Here is an 11,547-nt window from a genome sequence, read left to right as displayed (position 1 = left end):
GACTTGAGATAGCCTTTGCGACCATGAAGTGTTGTTTCCGGCGTTCCAAGGTCATCCAGTGACTGCCTACGACCTGGCCATCATCGGTCTGGGCTACGTCGGCATGCCCCTGGCCAAGGAGGCCACGGCCGCTGGTCTGCGGGTCGTCGGCTTCGAGGTCGACGCCGCGAAGGTCGAGGCCCTCAACGCGGGCTCGTCCTACATCGACGACCTGACCGACGCCGACCTTGAGCACATGCTGGCGGGGGGCTTCACCGCCACGCTGGACGAATCGGTCCTGGCCGACAGCCGGACCATCGTCATCTGCGTGCCGACCCCGCTGGACGAGGACCACCGCCCCGACCTGTCGGCGGTCGAGGGTGCCACCGGCACCGTCGCCCGCAACCTGCGGGCCGGATCGCTGGTGGTCCTGGAGTCCACCACCTGGCCCGGCACCACCGACGAGGTCGCCCGCCCCATCCTGGAGAAGGGCTCGGGCCTCACCGCGGGCACCGACTTCCACCTCGCCTTCTCGCCCGAGCGCATCGACCCGGGCAACCCCAAGTACGGCCTGCGCAACACCCCGAAGGTCGTCGGCGGCTACACCCCGGCCTGCAAGGACCGCGCGGTCGGGTTCTACTCCCAGTTCATCGAGCAGGTCGTGCCGGTCAGCGGCACCCGCGAGGCCGAGATGGCCAAGCTCCTGGAGAACACCTACCGCCACGTCAACATCGCCCTCGTCAACGAGATGGCGATCTTCTGCGACGAGCTCGGTGTCGACCTGTGGGAGTCGATCGAGGCCGCGGCCACCAAGCCGTTCGGGTTCCAGAAGTTCCTTCCCGGGCCGGGCGTCGGCGGGCACTGCATCCCCGTCGACCCGTCCTACCTCTCCTACACGGTGCGCAAGCTGGGCTACCCGTTCCGCTTCGTCGAGCTGGCCCAGGAGATCAACGAGCGGATGCCGTCGTACGTGGTCGCCCGCGTGCAGCGCCTGCTCAACCGGCAGCGGAAGCCCGTGAACGGCTCCAGGGTCCTGCTGCTCGGTGTCACGTACAAGCCCGACATCGCCGACGAGCGCGAGACACCGGCCCTGCCGGTCGCGCGGGCGCTGCTGGAACTGGGCGCGGAGCTCGTCTTCGCCGACCCGTACGTCAAGGAGTGGCGCGTCGACGACGTCGAGGTGCCACGTGAGGAAGACCTCGCCAAGGCAGTGGCCGAAGCCGACGTGACGCTGCTGCTGCAGCAGCACGCCGCCTTCGACCTGTCGGTCGTCGAGGACCAAGGCAAGCTCGTGCTCGACACCCGAGGCGTGCTCGCCGAGGGTGAACGCGTCGAGCGGCTCTAGCGACGGAGGGCTGCGCGCAGTGCACGTGCTCGTCATGACGGTGGTGCATCACCCCGAGGACGCCCGGATCCTGCACCGGCAGATCCGCGCGCTCGTGGACGCCGGTCATGAGGTCACGTACGCGGCCCCGTACACGGCGCGGGGCGTGATGGCCCGCTCCTGGGTCAACGGCGTCGACCTCCCCCGCGCCGCGGAGCGCAAGCGGTTCGCCGCCGTGCGCGCCGCGCGCAAGGTGTTCAAGCGCATGCGCGGCCAGGTCGACCTGGTGGTCATCCACGACCCGGAGCTGCTGCTCGCGGTGGTGGGCATGCGCAAGCGGCCCCCGGTCGTCTGGGACGTCCACGAGGACACCCCGGCGACGCTGTCGCTGAAGCCCTGGCTGCCCGCGTTCCTGCGCCCGCCGGTGCGGTTCCTGGCCCGCCTGCTCGAAGGCACGGCCGAACGGCATTTGCACCTGCTGCTCGCCGAGACCGCCTACGCCGGACGGTTCCGCCAGGCCCACCTGGTGGTGCCCAACGAGACCTGGGTGCCCGACGAGGTGACCCCGCCGGGTGACGACCGCGTCGTCTACCTCGGCTGGCTGTCGGGGGCGCGCGGGGTGCGCGAGGCCATCGAGGTGGCCCGGCTGCTCCAGCCGTACCGGGTGGCGGTCGAGCTGATCGGCTACGCCGACCCGCAGTCGCGGCCGACGCTGAACGAGGCGGTCGCGGAGGGCGTGCTGGAGTGGCGCGACTTCATGCCGAACGACGAGGCGCTCAAGCGGCTCGACGGCGCGCTCGCGGGGCTCTCCCTGCTGCACGACGAGCCCAACTACCGGCACTCCATGCCCACGAAGATCGTGGAGTACATGGCGCACGGCATCCCGGTGATCACCACTCCCTCGCCCCGCGCGGTGGAGCTGGTCGAACGCTACGACAGCGGCATCGTCGTGCCCTGGCAGGATCCCAAGGCCGTGGCCCAGGCGGTGCTCTTCCTGCGAGACGACGCCAGGGAGCGGTATGGCCGGGGCGCCCGAGGGTATGCGGCGGCTCGTGCGAACCACCACTGGCCCAACTCGGCCCGCCGTTTCGTCTCCCAGCTGGAGGCGTGGGCGGGCGTCAAGAGCTGATCTACGGTACGGCGGGGACCGCGGTGCCCGCCCGGCTCCTTATGTCTGCCTGATCACAAGAACGGTAGTGTCCTGAACGTGCGCTGGCTCATCGCTTTCCTGGGCGTGGCGATCCTCGCAGGGGTGGCGGCGTTCGTGGTGACCACTCCCGCCGGGAACGGCTCCCCGACGGCGGGGAGCTCGCCGCTCGCGGCGTCGCCCTCGCCCTCCTCCCCCTCGCCCTCCGCGTCCCCCTCGGTCCCGGTGCCGGAGGTGGCCGAGTTCACCGACCCGTGTGGAACGTTCGACACGACGATGCGCTGGCCGTACGCCATCACCGGCTACTGGCTCATCCCGACCGCCGACCACTGCACCTGGCGCCGGCAGTTCGGCGCCATCCACGAGGTGGGCGGCGACACGGTGATCCGGATCGGCTGGGGCCTGCAGGCGCGCAGTCTCGACGACGACGGCCGGATCCTCGACGGCGAGAAGAACGTCGACGCCCGCTACGAGCCGTGCGAGGAGGACGGGGTGCCGTGCGCGCTGGCGGCGGAGAACGACCTCAAGGCCGCCAACTCCGGCAACCGGGTGAGCTGGACGTTCGTCTACCGGACCGACGAGGCGTTCGGCCCCGACCTGTTCCGCTGCCCCGAGTTCGAGCGGAAGATCGTCACGGAGAAGACCGTCTTCTACCGGATCGTCTCCCCCGACGACGGCTCCGACGACCCGAGCTGCTCGAACATCCGGGCGAAGGGACGCGGCTACCACGTCATCCTGGTCGCGGCCGCGCACGAGGACAGCCTCACCGAGCTGCTCGACCTCGGCGACCGGTTCGGGGTGAAGGTCTACCCCGCGCTGCCGCTCGCCCCGCGCGACCCGGCGCAGAAGACCCGTGCCGCCAAGCAGGGCACGGACACGCTCACCACGCTCACCCGGCGGATCATGCAGGACTACGGGGCGCGCTTCCAGGACCGCGAGTCGCTGGGCGGTTTCTACCAGCCGTTCGAGCTGCAGATGCGCGAGATGAAGTACATCGGTGACGCAGGCGACGACCATCCGACGCTCAGGGTCTACGCCTCGCAGCACGAGATCGTCGAGCAGGAGATGCCCGGCAGGCCCGTCCTCGTCAGCCCCTACCTCGACGCCCGCAAGGAGCGCCCGTTCAGCGCCACCCCCAAGCAGGTCGCCAAGGGCTTCGAGGCCCTCGCCAGGACCGGTGTCGGGATCATCGCCCCGCAGGACAGCCGGGGTACGGGCAAGGTCGGGCTGTTCTGGCCCGACCAGCGCGAGGACGAGGTCGACGAGCGGCTGCGCCCGGTCGTCGACGAGAAGACCAACGGCGACGCGTACCACGGCTCGACCCGCGACTACTACCGCGAGATGTCCCTGGCCAGGACCAGGATGGTCGAGCAGGGCTTCGACGTGCAGCTCTGGGCCAACGTCGAGGCCTTCGAGCCGGACGGCGAGGAGCGGTGCGCCGCGGGTTCCGACCGGGGACGCACCGACAAGGAGCGGCTCGACACGGCCGTGGCGCAGGTCGGCCGCTACGTCTCCAAGATCGTCTCCTACATGTGGAGCGACTTCTACACCTGCGGCTCCCCGTCCCTCGCCGAGGAGATCGCCCGCGACTACAACCGGCCCATCGCGGCCGACGCGATCCGCATGCAGCGCGACATCCAGGACGGCGTGGAGATCCGCGGCTACAACATCCCGATGGGCTCCAAGGTCACGCTCACCTGGAAGGGCCAGGAGGAGCCCCACGTCGTCGACGTGGCCGGGGTGAACCTGACCGAGCCGCCGCCCGACCTGCCGGTGCGGATGAGCACGGCGTGGATCCCGTTCGACTGGTCCAGGGTGCCGGACGACACCTGGGTCCAGGTCTCGGTCGCGGCGGCCGACGGACGCGCCGCCACCGAGCCGCTGCACGTCCGCGTGCGGGTCTGACCGGTGTAACGTGCCTGCCATGGTGCCGCGCATTCCCGTCAGCGTGGACCTTGTCGTCCTCACGGTGCGCCGCCAGGTGCTGAGCGCGCTCGTCTGGCGGCGCGACAATCCGCCGTACGAGGGACGCTGGGCCCTGTCAGGCGGGTTCATCCAGCTCGACGAGGACCTGCCCGCCGCCGCGGCCCGGGTCCTCGCGGAACGGGCGGGCCTGCCGGGCGCCCCCGTGCACCTGGAGCAGCTCCAGACCTACGGCTACCCCGACCGCGACCCGCGCCAGCGCGTACTGAGCGTGGCCTACCTCGGGCTCGCCCCGCACCTGCCGACCTCCACCGAGGTGCACATGAGCTGGCAACCGGTCACCGCGCTGCTGTGTGAGATGGCCTTCGACCACCGGCGCATCATGGTCGACGGGATCGAGCGGGCCCGCGCCAAGCTGGAGTACACCCCGCTCGGCGCGGCCTTCTGCCACCCGGAGTTCACCGTCGCCGAGCTGCGCCGGGTCTACGAGATCGTCTGGGGCCGCGCCCTCGACCCGCGCAACTTCCACCGGAAGGTCACCAAGGCCGAGGGCTTCCTGGTGCCCACCGGCGGCACCACCACCCGCGACGGCGGCCGCCCCGCCAAGCTCTACCGCCGAGGCCCCGCCGTGGCACTGCACCCCCCGATGCTCCGCTCCCTGAAGGAGTGACCGGGGCCCGTCGTTGTGAGCCGTGGGGCCTCGTCGCCGATCAGCGGTCGTCTCAGAGGTCGTCTCAGCGGTCGTCTCAGAGGTCGTCGATCTCCGTCAGGTCGACGTCGACGTCGAACGGGACGCTGAGCTTCAGCCGGTCGTGGTGGATCCCCATGAGCGCGTAGGCCTTGGTGGCCGGGTCCAGCTCGTAGACGTAGACGACCGGGCGGTCGTCCTTCTCCTCGATCCGCCAGAAGTGGTCGATGCCCGCCTGGGCGTACAGGACGGGCTTGCGCTCCCGGTCGCGGATCTCCGACTCGGCGGAGACGAGCTCGACGGCGAGGACGACGTCGGCCGGTTGGTAGGTGGTCTGCTTCATCCCCAGGTCGCCGTCGGCCCGGATCACCACGAGATCGGGCTCGGGGCGCTGGCGATCGCCTAGTGTCACCGTCATCTCCCTGCGAACGCGCAGGCCGGCCGGGAGGGCTCGACGCAGCGTGGTCTCCAGGAGAAACATGATGAGTGAGTGGAAACGAGTTTGGGGGCTCACGAAGACGAGAGTGCCATCGATGAGTTCCGTGTGCGGAGGGATCCCTCGAAGTCGGTCGAGGTCCTCGGCCGAGAAGCCCTCTTTGGGGGGAAACACCCAACTGGGCAGCGGCTCCAGCTCGGGCGACCCCGTCTCGTCCGCCTCGGTGTTCGGCGCCTCGGCGCTCGGCCTCTCGGCCAGCGGTGCGATGCTCATGTCGTCCTTCCGGTCGGGCATGCCTCTCACCTCCAGTGTTACAGGATGCCTCATCCGCCCGCTGCTCATAAAGTAAGGCCATGCCTCGTTTCCGCGCGATCCTGGACACGATGCCCGCCTACCGGGCGGGCAAGGCCGTGGTGTCCGCCGACGGCCGGTCCTACAAGCTCTCCTCGAACGAATGCCCCTACGAGCCGCTGCCCTCGGTGGTCGAGGCGGTCGCCAGGGCCGCGACCCAGATGCACCGCTATCCCGACCCGGCGGCCACGGAGCTGACCGGGGCGATCGCGGAGAGATACGGCGTCCCGGCCGAGCACGTCGCCCTCGGCGCGGGCTCGGTGACGGTGGCCCAGCAGCTCTTCGAGACCGTGAGCGAGCCGGGCGCCGAGGTGATCTACGCCTGGCGCTCCTTCGAGGCGTACCCGCTCCTGGCCGACCTGGCCGGGGCGACCTCGGTGCGCGTCCCGCTGCTGGGGGAGACGCACCACCTGGAGGCGATGGCCGACGCGATCACCCCGCACACCCGCATGATCTTCGTCTGCAACCCGAACAACCCCACAGGCACGGTCGTCCAGGCGGCCGAGCTGGAGGCCTTCCTCGACCGGGTGCCGGAGAGCGTGCTCGTCGTGCTCGACGAGGCCTACCGCGAGTACGTCAGGGACGCCGGGGTCACCGACGGGCTCACCGTCTACCGCGACCGTCCGAACGTGGCCGTGCTGCGGACCTTCTCCAAGGCGTACGGCCTGGCCGGGCTCCGGGTGGGCTACCTGATCGCCGACGAGCCGGTGGCGTCCGCCGTCCGCAAGACGATCGTGCCGTTCGCGGTCAACCACCTCGCCCAGGCCGCCGCGATCGCCTCGCTGGCCGCCGAGGACGAGCTGATGGAGCGGGTCGACGCCGTGGTCAAGGAGCGCGACCGGGTCCGCGAGGCGCTGGTCTCCCAGGGCTGGGAGGTGCCGGTGAGCGAGGCCAACTTCGTCTGGCTCCGGCTGGGGGAGCGCACGCTCGACTTCGCCGGTTCGTGCGCGACCGAGGGCGTCGCGGTGCGGCCCTTCGCCGGGGAGGGCGCCCGCGTCTCCATCGGCGACCCCGAGGCCAACGACACCTTCCTGGCCGCCGCGTCGGCCTTCTGGAGCGCCTGAGCCCGGCATCCCGCCTGCGCCGACCGTTCTGCCTGCACCGGCCGTCCCGTCTGGGTCGGCTGTCCTGTCTGGGGCGGTCGTCCCGCCTGGGTCGGCCGCGTGCCGGACCGCTCTTCCCGCACCCCGGCGCCTCCGTGCCGGACCGTCTTCGCGCCGGGTGCTCGCGGCCGTGTGGCCGTGTGGCCGTATAACCATGTGGCAGTACAACCGTGTGGCCGGCGCGGCCGCGGGCTACACCGCCGCGGGCTCCGGTTTCGTCTCCGGGACGGGCTCCGGCTTCCTGCGCCGTTCGGTGGAGACCACCAGGGCCACGCCGATGACGATCACCACGCCGGCCGCGATCATCGAGCCGGTGACCGGCTCGCTCAGCACGAGGGCGCCCAGCACGACCGCCACGACCGGGTTGACGTAGGCGTAGGTGGAGATCAGCGAGATCGGCGCGTTGCCCAGCAGCCACACGTACGCCGTGAAGGCGACCAGCGACCCGATCAGGATGAGGTAGGCCAGCGCGGTCCACGACCGCGCGGAGACGGCGGCGACGTCGAGGCGCTCGCCCATCGCGGCGGCGGTGAGGGCGAGCCCGACGCCACCGGCCGCCATCTCGACGGCGCTCGCGGTGAACGGGTTCGCGGGCATCGGGATGCGGGACGCCAGGAACGAACCGGCCGCCCACGACAGCGACGCCAGCAGGATGATCGCGACTCCGGTGCCGTCGGCCGCGTTGCTCCCGCCGCCCAGCGACAGCACCGCCACACCGCCGAACCCGATGAGCACCCCGACGAGCGTCAGCGCCCGCGGCCGGTCCCTGAACAGGATCCTGAAGACGACCAGCCAGAGCGGTGTCGAGGCCACCAGCAGCGCCGCGAGGCCGCTGGAGATGTGCTGCTCGGCCACGGCGACCATGCCGTTGCCGCCGTTCAGCAGCAGCAGGCCGACCAGGGCCGCGCCGCCCGCCTCCCTCCAGGTCATCCGGAAGGCGTCCCGGCCCCTCAGCAGGTACACCGCGAGGCCGAGGACGAGCGCGGCCGTGGTGAAGCGGACAGCCCCGCTGAGCAGCGGCGGGATCGTCTCGATCGTGATCATGATCGCCAGGTAGGTGGAACCCCACACCACGTACACGATCGCCAGCGCGCCCCAGACGAGGAGCGCCTTGCGGCTGTCAGTACTGTCTTGACGCATAGCTCATGACAATAGCGGCTGAAACCGACAATCCGCTCGCGGGTTTCGGCCCCTGAGATCCGGGGCGGCGGACCGTGCGCCGACGGGTTCCGCGACACCGGATCCGGCGGGGCGCGCCCCGGGGAGTCGCGGCCCGGGATCCTCGCCGTGCCGGAACGGGCGAGCCGTAAGGGCGGGCGTCCGTAAGGGCGGGCGTAATGACCGGGCCGGAATGAACGGACCCCGTGAACAGGTCCGGTGAACAGACCAAAATAAACAGGCCGGAATGAACAAGACGTGGTGAACACGCCGGGCCGGGCGGGCCGTGGTGAACAGCCCGCGACGAACACGCCGCGACCGCTGGGACGCGGCCCGGAGGGTCACGTCACACCGGGACCGGCGCGCCGTGACCTGGGAGGTTCCGCCGTCCGGGTGCGGCGGAATCCTCCAGGTCGGTGCGGACCGTGGCGCCGGGCTCAGCGGGTGCCGAGCTTCTCCACGATCAGTCGGTACAGCTGCCGGGGGCGGCCGGGCTGCGGCGTCCGGTTCGGCGGGAGCGGCCACGCGAGTCCCTCGTCTACCAGCGTGCGCAGCAACCGCCGTGCCGTACGCGGGGTGACGCCGAGCATCTTGCCCGCGCCCTCCGCGTCCACCACCGTGTCCCCACCCTCCAGTTTGGCCGCCAGCCGGGCCAGGACCTCCACGCCCTTCGGCTTCAGCGGCCCCGCGCCCTGAGGGGGCATCCTGGGCGCCGGGATCAGCGCCCTGCCCTCGCGGTCGACCGCGAAGCCCTGGGCCTGCTTGCCCGCCTGGGTACGCGCCAGCGCGGCCCTGGCGTGCGACTCGGCGTCGTGGGTGGTACGGCCCATGCCGACGCCCACCTCGACCGCCAGGCCCAGCTCGTCGCGGACCCGTGCCGCGAACGGCAGGACCCGGAAGCCCTCGGTGGCCGCGGCCACCGAACCGCGGGTCGCGGTGACCATGTAGCTGTGGTCGTCGACCGCGGTGACCGACGCGTTGATCCGGTTGGCCTCCTGCACCAGCAACCGGTGCAGCGACAGCCGGAGCTCGTCGCGCCAGTAGCGCGGCGCGGCCCGGCGGACCGGCTCGCGCAGCGTGGGCACCTCCACCAGGACCACGGTGAGCTGCGACTCCTCCAGTCTGTGGTGCGCGCCCAGCAGGGCCGCCGTGTGCAGCGCAGTGCGCACCGCGGCGGAGGTGGGGCGGATCCTCACGACGGGCACGCCCGCCGTCTGGAGGCGGTCGGCGACCGCGGGCAGACAGGTGAGCGCCCCGCTCGTGCTGCCCTGGCGGGCGAGGCGTTCATGGAAGGCCGCGATCGTACCGGTGGCTCCCGGTTCGTCGCGGCTCTGTACGTCCCCTGAGGGAAGGCTCAGATCGTTATAGGCCTCCTCGACCTCTGCTCTGCCCAGGACGTCGACGCTGACCCTGCGCGGGTCTATCCGCTCGTCCAGCGCGGCCCTCGCCAGCGCGGCGATCAGCGCGGCGCCGCCGAGCTGGACATACGTCGCGGGCATCGTCAGCACCCCCGATCGCCGGGCCAGGTCGTAGGGGACCGGGCTGGCGAACAGACATGCGTCGACCCCGGCTCCCAGCCGGGTGACCTTGTCGGCTGCCTCCTGCTCGTCACGGTATGCCGCCGCCACCAGGCGGCAGGGTAACGGGGCAGCCGCATGCCCCATCAACATCACCCGTTCGACGAGGTCATGGGGGCCCACCACACCGATAGTGAGGTCCGGTGTCATGGCACCCGGGCGTGACACTCGTGGCGCTTCTTCGGCCCGCTCGACCAATGTTCGTCCCATCATGCCGTCCGTTTGTTTTCGGCTCTCTTTTGGAACGATCGCTCGCGAGGGCCGTAATGTCACGCCCGATTTGCGGCCAATTCCGGAAGCCACTTCCGGGTTAAAGCCATGACTGGCACCGTTTACACAGGTCAGAGCGGTTTTTGAGCGTCTCAAACCTGCTGATTATGACGCTGAAATCTCTCGGCGCACATCGGCCCCCAGGGACTGCATACGCTCGGCCAGATAAGAGTGCCCGCGGTCGATGAGATATCCCGATTCGATCACGGTCTCCCCCTCGGCGGCCAGGCCCGCGAGCACGAGCGCGATTCCCGAACGCAGATCGTGCGCGGTCACCCGCGTTCCGGTGAGCGGAGTGGCACCGCGAACGACAGCGCTGTTCTCTTTCACTTCAATATCGGCGCCCATCTTGTTCAGCTCTGAGGCCAGAGCGAAACGCCCGTCGAAGATACGTTCATGAATGTAACTGGCGCCGTCGGCGAGACAGGCGACCGTCATGATGGGCGACTGCAGGTCCGTCGCGAAGCCGGGGTAGGTGTCGGTGATCACGTTGATCGGGCGCAGCGGGCGGTCCCTGCGCACGTGGAGCACCGCGCCGTGGTCGGCGAACTCCACCCCCATCTGCTCCAGCTTGTAGCGGACCACGCCGAGGTGGTCCAGGTCGGCGCCGACCAGGTTCACCTCGCCGCCGGTGACGGCGGCGGCCATGGCGAACACGCCCGCGTCGAGGCGGTCCGGCATCACGGTGTGCTCGACGGCCTGGAGCTCCTCCACGCCCTCCACGGTGATGAACCCCGTGCCACCGCCGCTGATCTTCGCGCCCATCCGGGTCAGCATGTCGATCACGTCGAGGACCTCGGGCTCCAGCGCCGCGTTCTCGATCACGGTGGTGCCCCGCCCGAGGGCGGCGGCCATGATCAGGTTTTCGGTGCCGGTGTGCGAGGGGGTGTCCAGGTACAAAGTGGCGCCGGTGAGGCCCGCCGACTTGACGTGGATGACCGAGTCGCCCTCGTCCACGAGCGCGCCCAGGCGCTTGTAGCCCAGGTAGTGGAAGTCGAGGTTGCGGCTGCCCAGGTTGCAGCCGCCCACGCCCTCGATGATCGCCTCACCGAGGCGGTGCAGCAGGGCGGGCACGAACAGCACCGAGCCGCGGAAGCGGCGGGCGATCTCGGCGGGCAGGACCGGGCTGCTGAGCGTCGAGGCGTCGATCACCAGGGTGCGCTCCGCCTCGTGGAGCTCGACCGTGGCGCCGACCGTCTCGGCCAGCTCGACCGCGCGCCGGACGTCCTCGATGATGGGGACGTTGCGCAGGACCGTCCGGCCTCTGGACGCCAGCAGCGCCGCGCCGATCATGGGCAGCACGGCGTTCTTGGCACCCTGGATGAAGGCGGTTCCACGAAGTGGGTTGCCACCGCGCACGCGGTAACGGACCATGCGTCATGCTCCTTGAAGTGGTTTGGGTGATTCGTGTGGCGCGGGGCGGCAGCCGAGTTTATTCGGCCAACAGTAGCCGTTGGATGCCCCTGAACCGGCCACTTCAGGGGGGAACTACCCCTCGAATGACCGGTAATCACGGGCCTTCACGCCGCCGGGCGACGAGGGCCCGTCCGCCCGTGTTCCCCGGTGTCCCCGCGCCTCCTCGACCATGTCT

General features: G+C 70.5%; 9 protein-coding genes. 5 read left to right on the top strand and 4 right to left on the bottom strand.

From position 1 onward, the window contains the following. The first annotated feature begins 58 nt into the window (after positions 1–58). The 4 genes from ACSC1Q_RS12170 (at position 59) to ACSC1Q_RS12155 (ending at position 5,043) form a co-directional block, all read left to right on the top strand. On the top strand, positions 59–1,324 hold the full coding sequence (locus ACSC1Q_RS12170; RefSeq protein WP_436758770.1) for a nucleotide sugar dehydrogenase: 1,266 nt from the start codon (positions 59–61) through the stop codon (positions 1,322–1,324). 19 nt (positions 1,325–1,343) lie between these two features. Then, on the top strand, positions 1,344–2,432 hold the full coding sequence (locus tag ACSC1Q_RS12165; RefSeq protein WP_362689755.1) for a glycosyltransferase: 1,089 nt from the start codon (positions 1,344–1,346) through the stop codon (positions 2,430–2,432). A 78-nt stretch (positions 2,433–2,510) separates the two neighbouring features. Further along, complete coding sequence (locus ACSC1Q_RS12160; protein WP_436758769.1) at positions 2,511–4,355, top strand: DUF4434 domain-containing protein; 1,845 nt, start codon at positions 2,511–2,513, stop codon at positions 4,353–4,355. Positions 4,356–4,374: 19 nt separating this feature from the next. Beyond that, a complete protein-coding gene (locus tag ACSC1Q_RS12155) occupies positions 4,375–5,043 on the top strand; it encodes an NUDIX hydrolase (RefSeq protein ID WP_436758768.1) in 669 nt (222 codons plus the stop codon). A 76-nt stretch (positions 5,044–5,119) separates the two neighbouring features. Here the strand turns inward: ACSC1Q_RS12155 and ACSC1Q_RS12150 are convergent, their stop codons facing one another. Then, positions 5,120–5,791, bottom strand: a complete 672-nt coding sequence (locus ACSC1Q_RS12150; RefSeq protein ID WP_436758767.1) for a Uma2 family endonuclease — start codon at positions 5,789–5,791, stop codon at positions 5,120–5,122. A gap of 59 nt (positions 5,792–5,850) precedes the next feature. On the opposite strand from ACSC1Q_RS12150, the gene hisC reads away from it, so the two are divergent. Further along, a complete protein-coding gene (gene hisC, locus ACSC1Q_RS12145) occupies positions 5,851–6,912 on the top strand; it encodes a histidinol-phosphate transaminase (RefSeq protein WP_436758766.1) in 1,062 nt (353 codons plus the stop codon). A gap of 231 nt (positions 6,913–7,143) precedes the next feature. Here the strand turns inward: hisC and ACSC1Q_RS12140 are convergent, their stop codons facing one another. From ACSC1Q_RS12140 to murA, 3 genes are all read right to left on the bottom strand, one after another. Beyond that, complete coding sequence (locus ACSC1Q_RS12140) at positions 7,144–8,091, bottom strand: EamA family transporter (protein ID WP_436758765.1); 948 nt, start codon at positions 8,089–8,091, stop codon at positions 7,144–7,146. 455 nt (positions 8,092–8,546) lie between these two features. Continuing rightward, the gene (locus tag ACSC1Q_RS12135) at positions 8,547–9,836 is read right to left on the bottom strand and encodes a GTP cyclohydrolase IIa (protein ID WP_436758764.1); all 1,290 of its coding nucleotides are present in this window, start codon (positions 9,834–9,836) and stop codon (positions 8,547–8,549) included. A gap of 225 nt (positions 9,837–10,061) precedes the next feature. Next, positions 10,062–11,330, bottom strand: coding sequence for a UDP-N-acetylglucosamine 1-carboxyvinyltransferase (gene murA, locus ACSC1Q_RS12130; protein ID WP_350975573.1), 1,269 nt, complete (start codon positions 11,328–11,330; stop codon positions 10,062–10,064). Between the last annotated feature and the right edge of the window lie 217 nt (positions 11,331–11,547).

The sequence above is a fragment of the Streptosporangium heterodermiicola genome (genome assembly GCF_051390675.1).
Taxonomy (GTDB): domain Bacteria; phylum Actinomycetota; class Actinomycetes; order Streptosporangiales; family Streptosporangiaceae; genus Streptosporangium.
Note: the sequence above shows the minus strand (reverse complement) of the source record. Positions and strands in the feature narration are given on the sequence as shown.

Excerpts from the sequence above, each read along its gene's own strand:
- ACSC1Q_RS12155 (WP_436758768.1), top strand. The coding sequence starts at position 4,375 with ATGGTGCCGCGCATTCCCGTCAGCGTGGACCTTGTCGTCCTCACGGTG.
- ACSC1Q_RS12150 (WP_436758767.1), bottom strand. The coding sequence starts at position 5,791 with ATGCCCGACCGGAAGGACGACATGAGCATCGCACCGCTGGCCGAGAGG.
- ACSC1Q_RS12140 (WP_436758765.1), bottom strand. The coding sequence starts at position 8,091 with ATGCGTCAAGACAGTACTGACAGCCGCAAGGCGCTCCTCGTCTGGGGC.
- murA (WP_350975573.1), bottom strand. The coding sequence starts at position 11,330 with ATGGTCCGTTACCGCGTGCGCGGTGGCAACCCACTTCGTGGAACCGCC.
- hisC (WP_436758766.1), top strand. The coding sequence starts at position 5,851 with ATGCCTCGTTTCCGCGCGATCCTGGACACGATGCCCGCCTACCGGGCG.
- ACSC1Q_RS12135 (WP_436758764.1), bottom strand. The coding sequence starts at position 9,836 with ATGACACCGGACCTCACTATCGGTGTGGTGGGCCCCCATGACCTCGTC.